This window comes from Sinorhizobium chiapasense (assembly GCF_045277575.1).
Lineage (GTDB): Bacteria > Pseudomonadota > Alphaproteobacteria > Rhizobiales > Rhizobiaceae > Ensifer > Ensifer chiapasense_A.
The window spans coordinates 2,249,705-2,270,237 of the sequence record NZ_CP144205.1 but is presented as its reverse complement, the minus strand read 5'-3'; the positions used below and the strand labels follow the sequence as shown (position 1 = coordinate 2,270,237).

The window sequence follows — 20,533 nt, the reverse complement described above, 5'->3', positions numbered from 1 at the left end:
GGTTTTACTCCCCGGATTTCGTTTTCTTCTCCCGCATCAGGATGCGGGCGGTCAGGATCAGAAGCAGCGAGGCGACGAGGACCAGCGTCGCGATCGCGTTGATCTCGGGCGTCACGCCGCGTCGGATCGAGGCGAAGACGTAGATCGGCAGGGTGGTCTTCGAGCCCGCGACGAAGAAGGCGATGATGAAATCGTCGAAGGAGAAGGTGAAGGCCAGCAGGAAGCCCGCGAGGATCGACGGCAGGATCTGCGGCAGCACGATCAGTCGGAAGGTGGTGAGCGGTGTCGCGTAGAGGTCGCTCGACGCCTCGACGATATCGCGGCCGAGGCTGGCGATGCGAGCTTTCACGATCATCGTCGCCAGCGCCATCGAGAACAGGCCGTGGGCGGCGATGATCGAGCCATAGCCGAGGCCGAGTTGCGGCGGCTGCTCGCCCGGCCAGATCGTTGCCAGCGCCGGATTGACGAAGGAGAAGACGGCGACGAGCGCCACCAGCGTCGCGATGCCGATGACGACGCCGGGCACGACGATCGCGGCTGCGAACAGCGCGTCGAAGATCGCCCGGCTGCGCGGCGCCAGCCGCTCCATGCCAAGCGCCGCCATGGTGCCGAAGATCGCCGCGAGCGTGGCGCTGGTAAAGGCGATCATCAGGCTGTTCTGCAGCGCCGAGACCAGGAAGGTGTTCCCCAGTGCCTTGCCGTACCAGGCGGTCGAAAACCCGGTGAACTCGCTCGCATTGCGCCCCGCATTGAAGGAAAACAGCACGACGAGCGCGATCGGCGCGTAGAGGAAGAGATAGACGGAAGAGATGAAGGCGCGCATCAGACGAGATCCACCTGTCTTGTGCCGGCAACCCGGAAGGCGATGCGCATCGCCGCCATCAGCACCACGACGACGACGGCAACGAGCGTGACGGCGATCGCCGAGCCAAAGGGCCAGTTGCGCGATTGCAGGAAGAGATCGACCAGCGCGTTGCCAATGAAGAAGACCTTGCCGCCGCCGAGCAGTTGCGGGATCAGATATTCGCCGAGCAGCAGGATCGTCACAAGCGCGACGCCGGTCATCACGCCCGGCAGCGACAAGGGCAGGGTGACGCCGAAGAAGGTCGAGACCGGCTTGGCGCCGAGATCGGCGGAGGCTTCGAGCAGGCGGCGGTCGAGTTTTTCGAGGCTTACGTAGATCGGCATGATCATCAGCGGCAGGTAGCCGTAGACGATGCCGAGCAGCACGGCGCCCGGCGTGTTCAACATCCTGACGTCCTCGATGCCGATCATCGACAGAAGATTCGGAATGCCGCGCGAGCCGAGGATATACATCCACGCATAGGTGCGCACGAGCAGGCTGGTCCAGAAGGGCACGACGACGAGTGAGACGAGGATCAGCCGATAGCGCGGGTTCGCCTTCACCGCGAGGTAATAGGCGACCGGATAGGCAATCAGCAGGCAGGCGAGCGCGCCGATCGGCGCCAGGATCAGCGTGTTCCAAAAAGCCGCCGCCCGCGTCGGCAGGTTCGCAAACTGTGCAAAGGTAAAGGCCGCCTGATAGCCGCCTTCCGGTGCGCGCTCGCCGAAGGCGAAGACCAGCATGGCGATGAAGGGCAGCACGAGGAAGATCATCAGCCAGGCGGCGGCCGGCGCCACCAGCGCCGCGGTCACCAGGTTTCTCTTCGTGTTCGTTGCCGCGGTCATAAGTTCTATCCGTTGAGTTTCAGTAGCATTTCGGGCCGCGCGGTAAGGGAAGGGCCCCTCATCCGCCTGCCGGCACCTTCTCCCCGCAGGCGGGGCGAAGGGGACTCGTGGCGCCCGCTCGGTCCCTCTCTTTCGACAGAAGGGGCAGGGAGCTCGCGGCTTGTCCCTTCTCCCCGCTTGCGGGGAGAAGGTGCCGGCAGGCGGATGAGGGGCATTTCCTCACGGCGCGGATGAGGGGCAATCCCTCTCGCGTGGGCAGTCGGATGGCAGATCAGGCCGACTTGAACCGCGCCATCAGCTCGGCGCGGCCGGGGTCGGTGAGCGTGACGGCGGCGCCGAATTCGAGCGGCGTCAGCGATGCCTCGTCCGGATAGACGATCTTGTTCCCCGTGACGTCGGCCGGGAGCAGCTTCAGCACGCGGCTGTCGGTGGTCGGCGCGCCGTTGGCGATGTGTTCCTTGACGGCGTTTTCCGGCGTCATCAGGTAGTTGAGCAGCGCGTAACCGGCCGCCTTGTTCGCGGCACTCTTCGGGATCGCGTAGAAATCCGACCAGATCTCGCCGCCGTCCTTGCCGAGCACGAACTGGATTTCCGGCATGTCGCGGTTGAGCTGGGCGCCGTCATTGGTCCAGCACATGGTCATCCAGGCATCGGTGGCGCGCATCGACGGCTGGTAGTCGCTGTTGATGGCGTAGAGATGCGGCTTCACCTTGATCAGCAGTTCCTCGGCCTTGGCGAGTTCCTCCGGCTTGATCGAGTTGAAGGAATAGCCGAGCGACACCAGCGCATTGCCGATGGTGGTGAGCTGGTAATCGTGGACCATGGCGCGGCCGTCGGCCTCGGTCATGGCGATCTCGAAGAAGTCCTTCCAACTGGTCACCGGCTTCTTGATCTTGCCGGAGTTGACCGCGATACCGGTCGTGCCCCAGTTCTTCGGCACCGCATAGGTCTTGCCGTCGACGATGCCTTCGTTGGTGAAACGTGCCGTTTCGGTCGAAGCGTTGTAATTCGGCACCTTCGAAAGGTCGAGTTCGTCGATGAGACCGAGCTTCACATAGGTGGAGATCGTGTAGTTGGTGGGCACGAAGAGGTCCCAGCCGGTGCCGCCGGCCTGGAGCTTGGCGAGCATTTCCTCGTTCGAGCCGAAGACATTGACCTCGACGGCGACGCCGGTTGCGGCCTGGAAGGCCTCGAAGGTTGCGGGGTCGTGATAGTTCGGCCAGGTGGCGATCGACATTTGCGTGCCGAGGTCGCCGGCAAAGGCGGTGGAGTTGAAGAGGCCTGGCTGGCGCGCCAGCACGGCGGTCGCGAGCCCGAGGCCGGTGACGCCGAGGAAGTGGCGGCGCGTGACCGAGCCGCGCTTCAGGCGCATCAGTTCGTCCGAGAGCTGATCGGCGGTAATAGGGGCATTTTCTCTGTACCATTTGGTCATGACGCTGTTCCCTTTATCGTTTGACGTTCATGCGAGGTGGCAGAACCGGCTTGGTGGAGCCGGATATCAGGCTGGAAAGACGTGCAGCGCATTCGGATCGAAGGCGAGGCCGACCTTCTCGCCGGGTTCGACGAGCTCGCCGTCGCCGAGCGTGCGGCGGTCGGCGGTCACCAGGAAGTCGCCGAGCCCGTCGACCGCGACCGAATATTCGACCGCCGATCCGAGGAAGATGCGGTGCGTGACGGTGCCGGCGAGCGTGTCTGCGCTGGCGGCGCCATTGCGCGTCAGGTGGATCGCTTCCGGCCGCAAGGCCACCATGGCAGCGCCCCTGGTGCCGTTGACCCCCGGGGCCGCGAAGCGGGCGCCGTTGGCAAACTGGACCGAAGCGTTGCCGTCGACGGTGGCTGAGATCCGGTTGGTCTTGCCGACGAAATCGGCGACGAAGAGGCTTGCGGGGCGGTCGTAGATTTCCTGCGGCGGGCCGACCTGGACGATGCGGCCGGCATTCATGACGCAGACGAAATCGCTCATCGACAGCGCTTCCTCCTGGTCGTGGGTGACGAGCACGAAGGTAATGCCGAGATCGCGCTGCAGAGTCTGCAGTTCGATCTGCATGGCGGTGCGTAGCTTCTTGTCGAGGGCGGCGAGCGGCTCGTCGAGCAGCAGCACCTTCGGCTTGTTGACGATGGCGCGGGCAAGCGCCACGCGCTGCTGCTGGCCGCCGGACATTTCGTGGATGCGGCGCTTGCCGAAGCCGCCGAGCCGCACCATTTCCAGCGCTTCCTGGGCGCGCCGGGTGATCTCGCCGGCGGCGATGCGCGGCCGCATCTGCCTCAAGCCGTAGGCGACGTTCTGCTCGACATCGAGGTGCGGGAACAGCGCATAGTGCTGGAACACCATGTTGACCGGGCGGCGATAGGCGGCAACGCCGTTCATCGGCTCGCCGCTGATGAAGACCGTGCCCTCGCTCGGCTGCTCGAAGCCGCCGATCATGCGCAGACACGTGGTCTTGCCGCAACCGGAGGGCCCAAGCAGTGCCATGAAGGCGCCGCGCGGCACCTCGAGATTGATGTCCGATACGGCCGTCACGGCGCCATAGCGTTTGGCGACCGAACGGAATTCGATGTCGTTCGTCGAAGCGGATGTCACGTCTGTTCCCTGCGGTTGTTATCGGATGTCGCCAGGAATCTCCCGTCCCGGCACTCCACCGTCATTGACACGCAGCCTAGCCACCGCGTGCCCTGCCGGTATATACCCCGAGAGAGGTATTTCAACGTGAGAAGCTCTGTGTGAGGAGTATATCCCTGAAGCGGCAGGCATTGACCGGGGGAGCGGTTTGAGCGTCGATCTCGAAGGACTTTTTCAGGTCATGGCGCCGCTGGTGACGGGCGCGCCGCTGGAGGACGAGGCTGTCGGCACCACCTATCGGCGGTTGATGTCGACGCTGATGACCTTCGACTATGTCGTCGTCTTCGCCTATCGCGGCAAGGAACGGCCGATCGACCTCTACAGCACCTTCAACGCCAAGGACCATGTGCTCTTCGTCAGCCTCTACCAGGCGGGGCCGTATCTGCTCGATCCGTTCTACCACGCGGCGTCGCAGGGCAAGCCCGGCGTCTGGCGGATGCGGGAGCTCGCGCCCGACCGGTTCTTCTCGTCGGAATACTACCGCACCTATTACGTGCAGACGGGGCTTGCCGAGGAGGTCGGCTTCTTCGTGCCGCTCGACGAGCAGATCACCGTCGTGCTCTCCTTGATGCGGCGCGAGGCGACGGGGCCGTTCAGCGCTGCGGAGTTTGCGCTGCTGAAAAAGGTCGAGCCCTTGGTCTCCGGCCTCGTACGCCACCACTGGGCGGGGCTTGGCCGGCGATTCGACGCGGCGCTGGCGAAAAATGGCCGCAGCCGCCGCAAGGCGACGCACCCGCCGGCTGATGGCGTCTGGCAGCACCTAAACCTGACGGAACGGGAATCTTCGATCATTGAGCTGGTGCTGCAGGGCCATTCGTCGGAATCGATCGGCCTCCGGCTCGGCATCTCCACCGGCACGGTGAAGGTTCACCGCCGCAACGTCTACCGCAAGCTCGGCATCTCCTCGCAGACGCAATTGCTGTCGCTCTACCTGAGAAACCTCGGGCAGTAACGGGCGTGCTCTTGCGCCTTCGGCCGCCGTCCCGGTGAGGGACGCGGACCGCCAGCGCGTCGCGTCCATTCCGGTCACTATTCAAAGTCCCTTTCCTGGCCGGCTCTTTGATGCCCACCGTCATGCGGCAGCGCGCTTCCATCCACTCTCCTCCACAAACGTGAACGGTCGCTCTGTCGATCGCTCTTGACATTTTTTGCACGCCATGAAATTTCTTTCATCAGCGGATAAAAATATCACGCGGTGCAAAAAATATCATGCAGCGCAACAAGAGACGCGGGTGGAGACAATGACGATCATCGGTGGGGCAGGCATTCGGGATGACGAGACCAGCATGGCGACGCGGGCGGCCTGGCTGCACTATGCCGGCGGCCTGACCCAGGCCGAGGTTGCCAAGCGCCTGGGCCTTACCTCGCTGAAAGCCCATCGGCTGATCATGAAGGCCAACCAGGAAGGGCTGGTGAAGGTCTATATCGACGGCGAAGTCTCCGAATGCGTCGAGCTCGAGCAGGCGCTCTCGGCCCGCTTTGGCCTCGACTATTGCGAGGTGGTGCCGGACTTCGATTCCGACGATCTGCCGCTGAAGGCGCTCGGCATTTCCGGCGCGCAGTTCCTGAAGCGCGAGATCGAGCGCGGCGAGACAGCGCTGGTCGGCGTCGGCCATGGCCGTACGCTCGCGGCCTGCGTCGAATATCTGCCGCGCATGGCGAGCGGCAACACCCGCTTCGTCTCGCTGCTCGGCGGTCTTACCCGCAAGTTCTCGGCCAACCCGCATGACGTGATCCACCGGTTGGCTGAGCGCACCGGCGCGGAAGCCTATGTCATGCCGGTGCCGTTCTTCGCCAACACGGTCGAGGATCGCGACGTGCTCTTCAGCCAGCGCGGCGTGCGCGAGGTCTTCGATCTCGCCAAGACCGCCGACCTGCTGATGGTCGGCATCGGCACTGTCGAGCGCGAGGCGTCGCTGGTCTCGACCGGGATGATCGAAACGAGCGAGATCGAGGAGATCCAGAAGGGCGGGGCGATGGGCGAGTTGCTCGGCCACTTCTTCGACGAGGATGGGGCGCCGGTCGAAACGGCGCTGTCCGACCGCACCTTCACGCTCAGCCGCGAGGACCTGAAGAACCGCCGCGCGGTTGCCGTGGCCGGCGGCAAGATCAAGGTGCCGGCCATTCGCGCGGTGCTTGGCAGCGGACATCTGAGCGGCCTCATCACCGATGAGCGGACCGCGCGGGCGCTGGCCGCCCACAGCGCATGAGGCGCTGAGACATTCGAGGCCATGGGGAGGGCAGGGAGGATCTGCCGTCCAGGTCTCAAAGGGAGGACTACCGGTGGGGTAGCCGGCACTGCAATCATACCCGCAACGGAGGAGAAGACGAATGTACGAGAAGGAGAAGGACCTCATCAGCGCGTTCCTGCGTGGGGAGGTGGACCGCCGCGGCATGCTCAAGGGATTGGGCGCGGCAGGCTTGACGGCCGGCACGGCCGGCACGTTGTTCAACATGATGTCGACCCAGGCGCTCGCCGCCGATTTCGACTGGAAGGCTCATTCCGGCAAGAAGCTGAAGCTGCTTCTGAACAAACACCCTTATGCCGATGCGATGATTGCCAACCTGCAGACCTTCAAGGATCTGACCGGCATCGACGTCACCTATGACGTGTTTCCGGAAGACGTCTATTTCGACAAGGTGACGGCGGCGCTGTCGTCGGGCTCGGCCGAATACGACGCCTTCATGACCGGTGCCTATATGACCTGGACCTATGGCCCGGCCGGCTGGATCACTGACCTGAAGGAATGGATCAACGATCCGGCCAAGACCAACCCGCAATATGCCTGGGATGACTTCCTGCCGGGCGTGAAGAACTCCTGCGCCTGGAACGGCCAGCCGGGCGGGGCGCTGGGTTCGGAAGACGCCAAGCAATGGTGCATCCCGTGGGGCTACGAGCAGAACAATCTCTCGTTCAACCAGGCCATGTTCGACAAGGCGGGCGTTGCCGTTCCGAAGAACCTCGACGAGCTTTCGGCCGCAGCCGCGAAGCTCACCAAGGATGTCGGCGACGGTGTCTATGGCATCGGCGTGCGCGGCTCGCGCTCCTGGGCGACGATCCACCCGGGCTTCCTTTCGGGCTATGCAAACTTCGGCCAGAAGGACCTGAACGTTGCAGCCGACGGCAAGCTGTCGGCGGCGATGAACACGGCCGAATCCAAGGCCTTCCACGCCAAGTGGGTGTCAATGATCCAGGAAAGCGGTCCAAAGGACTGGTCGACCTATACCTGGTACCAGGTCGGCACCGATCTCGGTGCCGGCGCCTCCGCCATGATCTACGACGCCGACATTCTCGGCTACTTCATGAACGGCGGCGATAACAAAATGGCCGGCAAGCTCGCCTACGCGCCGTTCGCGGCCAATCCCGCGGCTTCCGCTCCGACGCCGAACATCTGGATCTGGTCGCTCGCCATGTCCAACTTCTCCAAGGACAAGGACGCGACCTGGTACTTCCTCCAGTGGGCGACCGGCCTTGAGCACGCGATCTTCGGCGCGACGAAGATGGACTTCGTCAACCCGGTCCGCGCCTCGGTCTGGAAAGACGAAATCTTCCGCGAGCGGCTGAACAAGAGCTATCCGGGCTATGTGGAAATGCACGACGTTTCGGCGCCGGGTGCCAAGATCCACTTCACCGCGCAGCCGCTGTTCTTCGACGTCACCACTGAATGGGCGGCGACGCTGCAGAAGATGGTCGCCAAGCAGGTGCCGGTCGACGAAGGTCTCGACCAGCTCGCAGAAAGCATCAACCGCCAGCTCCAAGAGGCGGGTCTCGGCTGATAGGCCTCCCAAGCGATGCCCGGCGCCCTAGAGCATCCTGCCCTCACGTGGAACCACGCGAGGCAGAAAGATGCTCTAGAATCAAAGTGCTAGAGCGTCCTTTGTGCGTTCATATGAACGCACGGCGCTCTAGTGGCGCTGGCATCCCGAGATGCCGGCAATGGCCGGTTCGTGACGATCTCCAGTGAGGTCGCACCGATATTCAAACGATGGAGCAGATCTGGCGCGAGGCGCCGTGCTCCAAAGACAACCTGAGATGCCGAGGACTGGCGCGGGCTCGAGCTTCCGCGTGCCGCGTGCTTTCTTCAAGACTTCAGGAACGGAGCTCGACATGGCTTCAACAGAAACCCTTCGCAGACCGGCCTCCGGTTTCAGGATCAGCAGGAAGATGCTTCCCTATGTGCTGAGCCTGCCGGCTCTGCTCGTCTGCATCGGCATCCTCATCCCGTTCTTCACGGCGGTGGTCTATTCCTTCCAGCGCTACCGGCTGAGCCAGCCCTGGAGCCGCCAGTTCAACTGGGGCGAAAACTACCTCAACTTCTTCACCGATCCGGCCTTCTGGAACACACTCAAGGTGTCGCTGCTCTATGCCGGCATCACCGTGACGCTGGAGCTCTTGCTCGGTCTCGGCATCGCGCTGCTCTTGCAGCGCCGCTCGGCGGTCAACAACTTCATCTCGATCATGCTGCTTCTGCCGCTGATGATCGCGCCGGCGCTCGCCGCGCTGATGTGGAAGCTGATGACCAATCCCAGCTTCGGTATCCTCAGCTATCTCGCAAGCCTCATCGGCCTGCACGATTTCCGCTGGGCGTCCTCGCCGGACACGGCACTCTTGACCGTCGTGCTCGTCGATATCTGGGTCTATACGCCCTTCATCATGATCCTGCTGCTCGCGGGTCTGCGCTCGCTGCCGACACAGCCGTTCGAGGCGGCGGCACTCGACGGCGTGCCGCGCAGCTTCGTCTTCTTCCGCATCACCCTGCCGATGCTGACGCCCTATATCCTGACGGCGACGCTCTTCCGGCTGCTCGACAGTATCCAGCAGTTCGACATCATCTATGCGATGACGCAAGGGGGGCCAGGCAACACGCTCACCGTCTTCCAGGTCGAGGCCTATCTCAATTTCTTCCAGTCGACCAATGTCGGCCGTTCGGCAGCGCTGCTGATCATCCTGTGGGCGATCACCTACACGCTGTCCAATGTCTTCATCAAGAACTGGCTGCGCCTGCGCGAACGCGCTCGCGGCGAAGCGTAAGGAGGTTCCAATGGAAACCATGTCCCCGCTCGAACGGACCTTACGCGGTCTCGCCCTGACGCTCGTCGTCGTCTTCTTCATGTTCCCGATCTTCTGGATCTTCCTGATGTCGTTCCAGACGAACGAGACGATCCTCGCGATCCCGCCCTCGGTCGTCTTCGCGCCGACGCTTTCAAACTATGCGGCGCTCATCACCGGCAAGCTGCAGACGGCCGCCGGTACGCTCGACATCGCCTTCATGAGCAATCTCGGCAACTCGATCTTCCTGTCGGTCGCTTCCGTTGCGGTCTCGCTGGTGCTCGGCGTGCCCGCGGCCTACGCCTTCGCCCGCCACAAGTTCAAGGGCTCGGAAGACATCGCCTTTACGCTGCTCTCCTTCCGCTTTGCGCCGCCGCTGCTGGTCCTCCTGCCGCTGACGCAGTATTTCCAGTGGCTCGGCCTCTCCAACACCTATTTCGGCCTGATCTGGGTGTACCAGCTGATCTGCCTGCCGCTCATCCTCTGGATTGTGCGCGGCTATTTCGAGGACATCTCGGCCGACGTCGAATATGCCTATCGCATTGCCGGTCACTCCTGGTTTGCGACCTTCCGCAAGATCGCCCTGCCGCTGGCAGGACCTGGCATTGCCGCTGCCGGCCTGCTCGCCTTCATCTTCGCCTGGAACAATTTCGTCTTCGCGCTGGTGCTGGCCTCCGCCGACAAGCAGCCGGTGACGGTGGGCGCGCTCGCCTTCGTTACGTCCTCTGGCATCCAATACGGGCAGATCGCCGCGGCCATCGTCCTTTCGGTCACGCCGACGCTCGCACTTGCACTCTACGCCCAGCGCTACCTCGTCGAAGGCCTGTCGCTCGGCGCAGTGAAGGGATAAATCATGACCACGCTGCAACTGAAGAATATCGTCAAGCGCTACAAGAGCCAGACGGTTCTCGACGACCTGACGCTCGACGTCGCCGATGGCGAGCGGCTGGTGCTCTTCGGCCCCTCCGGCGCCGGCAAGACCGTGCTGCTGAGGTTGGTAGCCGGCGTCATCGAGCCGGATGAGGGGCGGGTGCTGATCGGCGGCGAGGACATGACCGACGTCGATGCCGAACATCGCGGCGTCGGCATGGCGTTCCAGAACTTCGCGCTCTTCCCGCACATGAGCGCCTTCGACAATATCGCCAGCCCGCTGACGGCGACCCGGTCGTCGAAGGACAAGATCGCGGCCGGCGTGCAGAAGGTTGCGAAGCTCCTCAAGATCGACCATGTGCTGAGCCATCACCCGAAGGCGCTTTCCAATGGCCAGAAGCAGCGCACCGCGCTTGCCCGTGCGCTGGTCGGCTCGCCGCCGCTGCTTCTGCTGGATGATCCCTTGCGCAACGTCGATGCGAAGCTTCGCTTTGAGATGCGGCTGGAACTGCCGCGGCTCTTGGCCGCCGAAGGGGCAACCGTCGTCTACGTCACCCAGGACTACAAGGAGGCGATGGCGCTCGGCGACCGGATCGCCGTCATGGCCGCCGGCCGCATCCGCCAGGTCGGCACGCCGCAGGAGATCTACAATGCGCCCGCCGATATCGAGATCGCGCGGCTCTTCGGCGATCCCACCATCAATCTGCTCGATGTTACGCCGCAACGCGGCGGCGAGGGCGTCTTCGTGGAGCTTTCCAATGTCCGGGTGCGGCTTGCCGATTATGGTGGCGATGTCGTCGGCAGGCAGTGCGTTCTGGGCCTCCGTCCGGAGGCGATCAGCTTCGTCGATGCCGCAGCACCGGGCGCCATCCCGGTGACGGTGGAGGCGGAAACGCCGCTCAACGAAAAGACCGTGACCTTGGCGTTGACCGTCCGCGGCCGCGAAATCCTGGTATCGCGCCCGGCCGGCACGCCTGGTCCCACCGCCGGCCCGGCCCATATTGCCGTCAATGGCACCCAGGCCTTTCTCTTCGACAAGGCGAGTGGCGCTTTGCTGCCGCGCGCCGACCTCGCAGCCAAGCGCAATGGAGAAGCGGCATGACCGACACCGCTCTTTTGATCAAGGACGTCGACAAATTCTACGGCCCCGTCGACTACGGCGTGCATGCCGTGAAGAAGCTGAACATGGATGTGCGCAAGGGCGAGATCATCGCGCTGCTCGGCTCGTCTGGTTGCGGCAAGACCTCGACCTTGCGGATGATCGCCGGCTTCGAGGCGGTATCGCGCGGCACGATCTCGCTTGCCGGCAAAGAGGTCCAGACCCTGCCGCCGGTGCGCCGCAACGTCGCCATGGCCTTCGAGGGCTATTCGCTCTATCCGCCGCTGACCGTGCGCGAAAACATCGCCTTCGCGCTGAAGGCGTCGAAGCTCTCGCAGAGCGTCGTCGACGAGAAGGTGGCTGGTATCGCCAAGCTCTTGGAAATCGAGGACATTCTCGGGCGCTATCCGAGTTCGATTTCGGGTGGCCAGCAGCAGCGCGCCTCGCTCGGCCGGGCACTGATCCGCGATGCCAACCTGCATCTGCTCGACGAGCCGATGGGGCAACTGGAGCCGCAGCTTCGGGCGCTGCTGCGCGGCCGGATCAAGCATTACATCAAGGAGCGCGGACTGACGGCGATCCTCGTCACCCACGACCAAACCGAGGCCAATGCGCTCGCGGATCGCATCGCCGTCATGGAAGGCGGCGTGCTGCAGCAGTTCGACACGCCGCAGAAGATCAAGGAGCGCCCGGCCAATCTCTTCACCGGCACCTTCGTCGGCGAACCGCCGATGAACGTTTTCGAGGCCAGCGTTTCGGGCTCGGAGAGCAAGGTCGCCTTCGGCCTCAAGGACGGCGTGCGGCTCGAATACCTGGCCTCCGACTTCTCGCATGCGGTGCGCGACGCGCTGGTCAAGCGGCAGAAGGTGGTGCTCGGCATCCGGCCCTATTCGGTCCGCCGCAGCGCCGACGGCGTGACGGGCCGTGTCGCCGTCAACCAGTGGCTCGGCGACCAGACCCATATCGCTGCGGATTTTGCCGGCGGCACCATGGTGCTGGTCGAGCACGACCGCACCGAACTTGATGTCGGCGAGCCGATCGGCATCCATCTCGATCCGTCGAGCCTGCATGTCTTCGATGGCGAGAGCGGCCGGGCGATCAGCCATGGACAGGAGCTTGCCTGATGCGGGACATCCTCATCGGCATCGATGCGGGCACCTCGGTCATCAAGTCGGTGGCCTTCGACCTTCGCGGCCGGCAGCTCGCCATGGCGGCGCTGCCGAACGCCTATGAGGCCGTCGGCCGCGCCGGCAGCGTCCAGGATCTCGACCGCACCTGGGCCGATGCGGCAACGACGCTGAAGCAGCTCTCCGACAAGATCGAAAACCTTCCCGGCCGCGTTGCCGCCATCGCGGTCACCGGTCAGGGAGATGGCACCTGGATGATCGACAAGGCGGGCGCGCCCGTCGGCAAGGGCTGGCTGTGGCTCGATGCGCGCGCCGGCGAGACGGTGGAGCGGCTTCGCGCCGACAGCGGCGATATCGCCCGCTTTCAAAGCACCGGCGCGGGCCTTGCCGCCTGCCAGCAGGGGCCGCAGCTTCGCTGGATGAGCGACCACGCGCCCGAGATGTTGAACGGCGTCGCAACGACGTTCCATTGCAAGGACTGGCTTTATTTCAAGCTAACGGGCAAACGGGCGACCGATCCGTCCGAGGCCAATTTCAGCTTCGGCGATTTCCGCACCCGCACCTACAACGACGACGTCATCGCCTTCCTCGGCCTCGAAAAGCTGAAGCATGTGCTGCCCGAGATCGTCGATGGCGCCTCGACCCATCACCTGCTCTCGGCGGAAGCGGCAAGGATCACGGGCCTCACGGAGGGCACGCCTGTTGTGCTCGGCTACGTCGATGTCGTCTGCACCGCGCTTGGCGCCGGCCTCTATGATCCCGGTACCGATACCGGCTGCTCGATCATCGGCTCGACCGGCATGCACATGCGGTTGGCCAACGGTGCCGACGACGTGCGGCTGAACCGGGATTTGACCGGCTACACGATGTGCATGCCGATCCCGGGCACCTATGCGCAGATGCAGTCGAACATGGCGGCAACGCTCAACATCGACTGGATCCTGTCGGTGGCATCAGGCGTGCTGAAGGGCATGGGGGTGGAAAAGTCCAAGAGCGAGCTGCTCGCTCATGTCGACGGCTGGCTTGCCGATGCCAAGGACACGCCGCTCCTCTTCCAGCCCTATATCTCGGATGCCGGCGAGCGTGGACCCTTCGTCGACGCGACGGCGAGGGCGTCTTTCGTCGGGCTCTCGATCACCCACGGCTTCGGCGACATGGTGAAGGCGGTCTTCGATGGGCTCGTGATGGCGGCGCGCGATTGCTACGCCGAGATGGGACCGCTGCCGGCGCGTATCCGGCTGACGGGCGGTGCCGCGCGCAGCGCATCGCTCCGCCGCATCCTCGGAGCCGCACTCGGCGCCAGCGTCCAGACGAGCGAGCGGGAAGAGGCGGGTGCGGCCGGTGCCGCGATGATCGCCGCGGTCTCGCTCGGCATCTATCCCTCGATGGCCGATTGCCTCGGCGATTGGGTCACCCCCTATCAACGACCGGCGGAAGCCGCCGATCCGGCGCTTGCCCGCCGCTTTGACGAACTCTTCCCCGCCTACCAGCAGTCGCGAACAGCGCTCAGACCCGTCTGGCACGCACTCTCCCAAGGTGCTGACGCCGGAAACCAACAGGAAAGACCGAAATGAAGAAGATAGCCATTATCGGCGACCGGTTCATGCTGCCGGACGTCTTCCGCGACAAGATCGTCGAGGCGACCGGTAACGGTCATGACATCCGCACGCTTGAACTGCCCTGGCCGGACGTGCCGATGGAGCACGGTTATGCCGTCGAAGGCATGGACGGGCTGAAGGAGTATCTCGGCAAGCCCGAGGATATCGTCGAATTCATCGGTGACGCCGAAATCCTGGTGACGCAGCTTGCGCCGTTGTCCCGGGGAATGCTCAAGGCGCTGCCCGGTCTGAAGCTCGTTGCAGTCTCGCGCGGCGGCCCCGTCAACATCGACATGGGTGCGGCGCGCGATGCGGGTGTGCGCGTCGTCAATACGCCCGGCCGCAATGCAAGCGCGGTTGCGGAGTTCACGCTCGGCGCCATCCTTGCCGAAACCCGGCTGATCCGCACGGGGCACGAGGCTCTCCGCAGGGGCGAATGGCGCGGCGATCTCTACCGCGCCGACCGCACCGGCCGCGAGCTCTCGGAAATGACCGTCGGCGTCATCGGTTATGGGAATATCGGCACCAAGGTGGTGCGTCTGCTGCGCGCCTTCGGCACCAAGGTGCTGGTGCACGATCCCTATGTGCAGCTTTCCGCCGATGATCTCAACGCCGGCGTCGTGCAGGTCTCGCTCGACGATCTTCTCTCCCGTTCCGACCTTGTGACGCTGCATCCGCGCGTGACCGAAGAGACCCGCAACATGATGAACGCCGAGACCTTCGCGAAGATGAAGCCGGGCGCGATCTTCGTGAACACGGCGCGTGGGCCGCTTTGCGACTACGACGCGCTCTACGAAAACCTGGTGAGCGGCCATCTCTCGGCGGCGATGCTGGAGACCTTCGCGGTGGAGCCGGTGCCGGAGGATTGGCCGCTGCTGCAATTGCCGAACGTGACGCTGACGCCGCATATCGCCGGCGCCTCGGTGCGCACCGTCACCTTCGCGGCCGAGATGGCCGCCGAGGAAGTCCGCCGCTACATCGCCGGCCTGCCGCCGGTTCACCCCTGCTAGAGCGGGATGAGAAAAAGTGTGTGCGGTTCTCCGCCCGCACTCCCGCTCTAATCCAAGAGGACTCGTCATGAAAGAACGCGAACTGCGCCAGTCGATCGTCGATCATTGCCGTCATATGAACGCGATCGGCCTCAACCAGGGCACGTCCGGCAATATCAGTGTGCGCCACGGCGACACCATGCTGGTGACGCCCTCCGGCATTCCCTATGGCGAGATGACGGCGGACATGATCGTCGCCATGCCTGTTAACGGCGAATACGGCGCCTGGGAAGGCCCGAAAAAACCCTCGGTCGAGTGGCCGTTCCACCTGGATATCCTGCGCGCTCGGCCGGAGGTCGGTGCCGTCGTCCACACCCATGCGATGTATTCGACCATTCTGGCGATCGCCCGCAAGCCGATCCCGGCCTGCCACTACATGATCGCGGCCTTCGGCGGCAACGACGTGCGCGTTGCCGACTACGAGCGCTATGGCACCAAGGCGCTTTCCGAAAGCGTGCTGCGGGCGCTTGAGGGCCGTACGGCGTGCCTGATGGCGAACCACGGCATGATCGCGACCGGCGTAAGTCTGGAGAAGGCGATGTGGGCGGCGGTCGAGCTCGAGACGATCGCCAAGCAATATTACCACACGCTCTTGATCGGCGGCCCGGTGGTCCTGCCGGACGCAGAGATCGCCGGCGTGATCGAGGGCTTTTCCACCTATGGCCTGCAGGACAAGACGAAGGCGGCCTGAGGTGCGACGTGAATTCGAAGGAGTGACGACGTGAATCCCGAGACCGGAGTATATGATCTGTTCGTCGTCGGCGGCGGCGTCAATGGCGCGGGCATTGCGCGTGATGCCGCCGGGCGAGGGCTTTCGGTTCTCTTGTGCGAGAAGGACGATCTGGCGCAAGGGACGAGCTCGCGCTCGGGCAAGCTCGTGCATGGCGGCTTGCGCTATCTCGAATATTACGAGTTCCGCCTGGTGCGCGAGGCGCTGATCGAGCGCGAGGTGCTCTTGGAATCCGCGCCGCACATCATCTGGCCGATGCGTTTCGTCCTGCCGCACAATCCGGCAGACCGGCCGGCCTGGCTCGTGCGGCTCGGCCTCTTCCTCTACGATCATCTCGGCGGGCGCAAGCGCCTGCCGGGGACCCGCAGCCTCAACCTTGCGACCGCGCCGGAGGGCGCGCCGATCAAGCGCGAATACCGCAGGGCGTTCGAATATTCCGACTGTTGGGTGGATGACGCGCGCCTCGTCGTCTTGAACGCACTCGATGCCCGCACCCGCGGTGCCCGGGTGCTGACGCGGACCGCCTGCAGCGCCATCCGCCGGCGGGACGGGCTCTGGCATATCGAAATGACCGACACGCGCACGGGCGTGAAGACGGAGGCAAGGGCGCGCTGCGTCGTCAACACTGCCGGTCCTTGGGTCAACGATGTCATCGGCCGGATCGGCGGGCTGAATTCGAGCCGCAGCGTGCGCCTCGTCAAGGGCAGCCACATCGTCGTGCCGAAATTCTGGGAAGGGCGGCAGGCCTATCTCGTACAGAACCCGGACAAGCGGGTGATCTTCATCAACCCCTACCAGAACGATCTGGCGCTGATCGGCACGACGGATATTCCCTATGAAGGCCGGCCCGAGGATGTGGCTGCCGACGACAACGAGATCGCCTATCTCTTGAAGTCAGTGAACCGCTACTTCAAGCAGCAGCTCACGTCGGACGATATCGTCTACAGCTTCTCGGGCGTCCGGCCGCTCTATGATGACAATGCCGAAAATCCTTCGGCCGTCACCCGCGACTATATTTTCGAGGTCGATGCGGCCAACGGTCAGGCGCCGCTGCTCTCGGTTTTCGGCGGCAAGATCACCACCTTCCGCAAGCTTTCCGAACATGCGCTGGAGCGGCTGAAGCCCTTCTTCCCTGACATGGGGCCGGCCTGGACGGCGAAGGCGCATCTGCCTGGCGGCGACATGGTGGATGCCGATTTCGAACAGTTTCTCGGGGATCTCAAGGTACGCTACCGCTGGCTGCCGGCCGATCTCGCCAAGCACTATGCGCGGCTCTATGGCACGCGGACGCATGCCTTGCTTGCCGGCGCGTCCTCGCTCGATGATCTCGGCCCGGCCTTCGGTCCGCACCTTCGCGAGCGCGAAGCACGGTTCCTCATCGAAAACGAATGGGCGCGAACGGCGGACGACATTCTCGACCGCCGGACCAAGCACGGCCTGCACATGACGCCGGCCGAGCGGCAGGCCTTCACCCATTGGCTCGAACGTCAGCAGGCGGCCGCCTGAAGGAGGACCGGGATGCGAAGTCTGGAATTCGAAGCGCTTCTCGATCTTTCGGCCCGTGTCGGATCGGATCCGCTGCTGGTGCAGGGGGCGGGTGGCAACACCTCGATCAAGGAGGGCGGCACGCTCTGGATCAAGGCCTCGGGCCTGTGGCTGGCACAAGCCCGCCAGCGCGACGTCATGGTGCCGGTGGCGCTCGATCCGCTGCTCGATGCGCTGGAGCGCAACGACCCGGCGACCGAGAAGGCCCAGGATTTCGTCATTGCCGAGCGCAACCCCTCGGGGTTGCGCCCCTCGATCGAAACGACGGTGCATGCGCTGATGCCGCAGAAGGTGGTGGTGCATGTGCATTGCGTTGAGACGATCGCGACGGCGGTGCAGACGAACGGGGCGGCGATTGCCGCCGAGCGGCTTGCGGGTTTCGGCCATGTCTTCGTGCCCTATGCCCGGCCGGGACTCCCGCTTGCCAAAGCAATCGCCGAGCGCCTGCAGGACAATACTTCCGTGCTGGTCCTCGGCAACCATGGTCTCGTCGTCGCAGCCGAGACCGTGGCGGATGCGGCGAGCCTTTTGACCAACATTACGCGCCGCCTGATCGGGCCGAGGCGGCAGGCGCCGACGGCCGATCTCGCGGCGCTTTCGCGGCTTGCGGTCGACAGCGACTATCGGCTGCCGGACGATGCTTTTCTGCATGCGGTCGCGGCCGATCTCGACAGTTGCCGGCTCGCCGCCGGCGGCAGCCTCTATCCCGATCATGTGATCTTCCTCGGCAGGGGCGTTGTGGTGGCCGCCCCCGGCGAGACTGCTCTTTCGATCGAGGCGAAGCGGCGTGCGGCCGGCGAGAGGCTGCCGCCACTCCTGCTTTTCCCCGGCAAGGGCGTGCTGGTGCAGAAGGAGATTTCCGCCGGAGCCCTCGCCATGGCGCGGTGCCTTGCCGATGTGACGGCACGCATTCCCGCGGATGCACGACTGCGCTACCTGACGGAAGCGGAGAACGCGGAGCTGCTCGGCTGGGACGCGGAAAAGTACCGCCAAGAGCTCAATCGCGCCGGGCAGGTGCTGCAATGAGCGGCGATGATCGCAAGCTCGTCGTCGGCATCGATATCGGCACCTCGGGCGCGCGTGCCGTCGCGATGGCTTCGAATGGCGCTGTCGTCGCGTCCGGTGCGGCGAAACTCTCGTCCTATTCCGACGACCATCGCGACCCCATCGGATGGTGGAAGGCGGTGCAGGCGGCGCTCGAGGAAACGCTCGGCGGCATCGACAGGCAAACGGTTTGCGCTCTCGCGATCGACGGCACCTCGGGCACGATGCTGCCGGTCGGCCAAAGTGGCGCGCCGCTGGCGACGCCGATGATGTACAACGACCCGGTTGCCGATCGTGCTCTTCTCGATGCGGTTTCTGCCCATGCGCCGCGGGAGAGTGCCGCGCATGGGGCCACATCAGGCCTTGCCAAGCTTCTCGCCTTTCAGTCCGTGCCCGGCACTTTCCGGGTGATCCACCAGGCCGATTGGCTCGCCGGACATTTCACCGGGCTTTATGACGTCTCCGACGAGAACAACGCGCTGAAGACCGGCTACGATCCGGTATCGCGGTCGTGGCCGGAGTGGATCGAAAAGACCGGTGCGCGTGTCGATCTGCTGCCCGATGTGATGCCGGCCGGAGCGCCGGTCGCGGTGATCTGTCCCGCGGCTGCCGAAGCCTTCGGCCTTTCTGCCGATCTCGTGGTCGTTGCCGGCACCACGGACGGATGCGCCTCGTTCCTGGCAACGGGCGCCGATCAGCCGGGTGACGGCGTCAGCGCGCTCGGTACGACCCTGACGGTGAAGATGCTTTCCGACCGCCCGCTGTTTGCGCCGGAATATGGGCTTTACAGCCACCGCATCGGCGAGATGTGGCTCGCGGGCGGGGCGTCCAATACCGGCGGGGTGGTGCTGGCCGAACATTTCTCGCCGGAGAAAATTGCCGCGCTTTCGGCCGGGATCGATCCGTCCGCCGACACCGGGCTCGATTATTATCCGCTGGTGAAACCGGGCGAGCGCTTCCCCGTCGCCGATCCGGATTTTCCGCCGCGGATGAGCCCGCGGCCGGCCGATGACGCAACTTTCCTGAAGGCGATTTTCGAAGGCATTGCCGGTGTCGAGAGCCTTGCCTATCAGCGGTTGAACTCGCTTGGCGGGCCGGCGCTCCGGTCGCTGCGCAGCGTCGGCGGCGGCGCCAAGAATGCGGCCTGGTCGGCGATCCGGACGCGCAAGCTCGGTGTGCCTTTCCTGCCGGTTCTTTCCGAGGAGGCGGCCGCCGGCACGGCGCGGCTGGCGCTTTCCGGCGCGAGAAAGGCGGGCGTGCTGTGACCGTGGCTCAAACCATCGACAGGCTGAGCGCCATTGCCGAGCGCTACGACGCCTTCCTGATCGACCAGTTCGGCGTGCTGCGCGATGGCCGCGGTCCCTATCCGGGAGCGGCCGAAACGCTGGTGAAGCTGAAGGATGCCGGAAAACGCATCATCATCCTGTCCAATTCGGGCAAACGCTCCGCGGAAAACGACCGCCGCCTTGTCGATATCGGTTTCGTTGCCGGCAGTTGGGACTGGTTCCTGACCTCCGGCGAGGTCGCCTGGCAGATCCTCAAGCGGGAAGGTAAGGGCGTAAGCGGCGCTGCGCGCAAGTGCCTGCTCATCAGCCGCGACGGTGACCTCTCGCCGCTGGCGGGGCTAGACTTGGAACGCACGGCGAGCGGAGCGGATGCCGACTTCGTGCTTCTGGCCGCGAGCGAGGGCGACGTCTATCCGCTTTCCCATTACGAGACGCTGCTGGCACCGGCGGCGAAGCGCGGCGTTCCCTGTCTCTGCACCAATCCCGACAAGGTGATGCTGACGAAGACGGGCACGGCCTTCGGCGCCGGCCGCATTGCCGAGCTCTACGAGGAACTTGGCGGCAGCGTGCGCTGGATCGGCAAGCCTTTTGCCGACATCTATGCGTCAGCGCTCGATTTCCTTGGTCATCCCGATCCGACGCGGGTCTGCGCCATCGGCGACAGCATCGAGCATGATATCGCCGGTGCAGCAAATGCGGGGCTCCATTCCGTGCTGGTGACGACGGGCATACTGGAGCACGCCTCGGATGAGGAGCGGTGCCGGCTCTTTGCCGAGCACGGTGCCAGTCCCGATTTCATCCTTCCGAAGTTCATCTGGTAGCCGGG

Annotated in this window: 18 protein-coding genes; 14 read left to right on the top strand and 4 right to left on the bottom strand. The window is 64.4% G+C overall.

Going from position 1 to position 20,533, the window contains the following annotated elements; genetic code table 11:
* Positions 1-4 precede the first annotated feature (4 nt).
* From QM996_RS11040 to QM996_RS11025, 4 genes are all read right to left on the bottom strand, one after another.
* The gene (locus tag QM996_RS11040; protein WP_500267512.1) at positions 5-823 is read right to left on the bottom strand and encodes an ABC transporter permease; all 819 of its coding nucleotides are present in this window, start codon (positions 821-823) and stop codon (positions 5-7) included.
* Positions 823-1,689 carry an ABC transporter permease gene (locus QM996_RS11035; RefSeq protein WP_500267511.1) on the bottom strand — a complete coding sequence of 289 codons (867 nt, stop codon included), beginning with the start codon at positions 1,687-1,689 and terminating at the stop codon, positions 823-825. Before QM996_RS11035 ends, QM996_RS11040 begins: the two co-directional genes overlap by 1 nt.
* 271 nt (positions 1,690-1,960) lie before the next feature.
* Positions 1,961-3,121 carry a polyamine ABC transporter substrate-binding protein gene (locus QM996_RS11030; protein ID WP_500267510.1) on the bottom strand — a complete coding sequence of 387 codons (1,161 nt, stop codon included), beginning with the start codon at positions 3,119-3,121 and terminating at the stop codon, positions 1,961-1,963.
* Between the two features lie 66 nt (positions 3,122-3,187).
* Positions 3,188-4,270 carry an ABC transporter ATP-binding protein gene (locus QM996_RS11025; RefSeq protein WP_500267509.1) on the bottom strand — a complete coding sequence of 361 codons (1,083 nt, stop codon included), beginning with the start codon at positions 4,268-4,270 and terminating at the stop codon, positions 3,188-3,190.
* Positions 4,271-4,490: 220 nt separating this feature from the next.
* Here QM996_RS11025 and QM996_RS11020 point away from each other — a divergent pair, with 220 nt between their 5' ends.
* From QM996_RS11020 to QM996_RS10955, 14 genes are all read left to right on the top strand, one after another.
* Positions 4,491-5,261, top strand: a complete 771-nt coding sequence (locus QM996_RS11020) for a helix-turn-helix transcriptional regulator (protein WP_500270291.1) — start codon at positions 4,491-4,493, stop codon at positions 5,259-5,261.
* Between the two features lie 289 nt (positions 5,262-5,550).
* The gene (locus QM996_RS11015; RefSeq protein WP_500267508.1) at positions 5,551-6,519 is read left to right on the top strand and encodes a sugar-binding transcriptional regulator; all 969 of its coding nucleotides are present in this window, start codon (positions 5,551-5,553) and stop codon (positions 6,517-6,519) included.
* Positions 6,520-6,640: 121 nt separating this feature from the next.
* On the top strand, positions 6,641-8,086 hold the full coding sequence (locus QM996_RS11010) for a type 2 periplasmic-binding domain-containing protein (protein ID WP_500267507.1): 1,446 nt from the start codon (positions 6,641-6,643) through the stop codon (positions 8,084-8,086).
* Between the two features lie 331 nt (positions 8,087-8,417).
* A complete protein-coding gene (locus QM996_RS11005) occupies positions 8,418-9,341 on the top strand; it encodes a carbohydrate ABC transporter permease (RefSeq protein WP_429806471.1) in 924 nt (307 codons plus the stop codon).
* A 10-nt stretch (positions 9,342-9,351) separates the two neighbouring features.
* Positions 9,352-10,209, top strand: a complete 858-nt coding sequence (locus QM996_RS11000; RefSeq protein ID WP_500267506.1) for a carbohydrate ABC transporter permease — start codon at positions 9,352-9,354, stop codon at positions 10,207-10,209.
* Positions 10,210-10,212: 3 nt separating this feature from the next.
* Positions 10,213-11,331, top strand: a complete 1,119-nt coding sequence (locus tag QM996_RS10995) for an ABC transporter ATP-binding protein (RefSeq protein WP_500267505.1) — start codon at positions 10,213-10,215, stop codon at positions 11,329-11,331.
* Positions 11,328-12,452, top strand: a complete 1,125-nt coding sequence (locus QM996_RS10990; protein WP_500267504.1) for an ABC transporter ATP-binding protein — start codon at positions 11,328-11,330, stop codon at positions 12,450-12,452. Before QM996_RS10995 ends, QM996_RS10990 begins: the two co-directional genes overlap by 4 nt.
* Positions 12,452-14,029: an FGGY-family carbohydrate kinase gene (locus tag QM996_RS10985; protein WP_500267503.1), complete on the top strand. Its 1,578-nt coding sequence runs from the start codon at positions 12,452-12,454 to the stop codon at positions 14,027-14,029. The genes QM996_RS10990 and QM996_RS10985 overlap by 1 nt, the downstream gene beginning before the upstream one ends.
* Complete coding sequence (locus tag QM996_RS10980; protein ID WP_500267502.1) at positions 14,026-15,063, top strand: 2-hydroxyacid dehydrogenase; 1,038 nt, start codon at positions 14,026-14,028, stop codon at positions 15,061-15,063. Before QM996_RS10985 ends, QM996_RS10980 begins: the two co-directional genes overlap by 4 nt.
* A gap of 67 nt (positions 15,064-15,130) precedes the next feature.
* Positions 15,131-15,793, top strand: coding sequence for a class II aldolase/adducin family protein (locus QM996_RS10975; RefSeq protein ID WP_500267501.1), 663 nt, complete (start codon positions 15,131-15,133; stop codon positions 15,791-15,793).
* A gap of 30 nt (positions 15,794-15,823) precedes the next feature.
* Entirely contained in the window at positions 15,824-17,338 is a 1,515-nt protein-coding gene (locus QM996_RS10970; protein ID WP_500267500.1) for an FAD-dependent oxidoreductase, read from the top strand.
* 12 nt (positions 17,339-17,350) lie between these two features.
* On the top strand, positions 17,351-18,403 hold the full coding sequence (locus QM996_RS10965) for a class II aldolase/adducin family protein (RefSeq protein WP_500267499.1): 1,053 nt from the start codon (positions 17,351-17,353) through the stop codon (positions 18,401-18,403).
* On the top strand, positions 18,400-19,686 hold the full coding sequence (locus tag QM996_RS10960) for an FGGY-family carbohydrate kinase (RefSeq protein ID WP_500267498.1): 1,287 nt from the start codon (positions 18,400-18,402) through the stop codon (positions 19,684-19,686). Before QM996_RS10965 ends, QM996_RS10960 begins: the two co-directional genes overlap by 4 nt.
* The gene (locus QM996_RS10955; protein WP_500267497.1) at positions 19,683-20,528 is read left to right on the top strand and encodes an HAD family hydrolase; all 846 of its coding nucleotides are present in this window, start codon (positions 19,683-19,685) and stop codon (positions 20,526-20,528) included. The genes QM996_RS10960 and QM996_RS10955 overlap by 4 nt, the downstream gene beginning before the upstream one ends.
* The last annotated feature ends 5 nt before the right edge of the window (positions 20,529-20,533 follow it).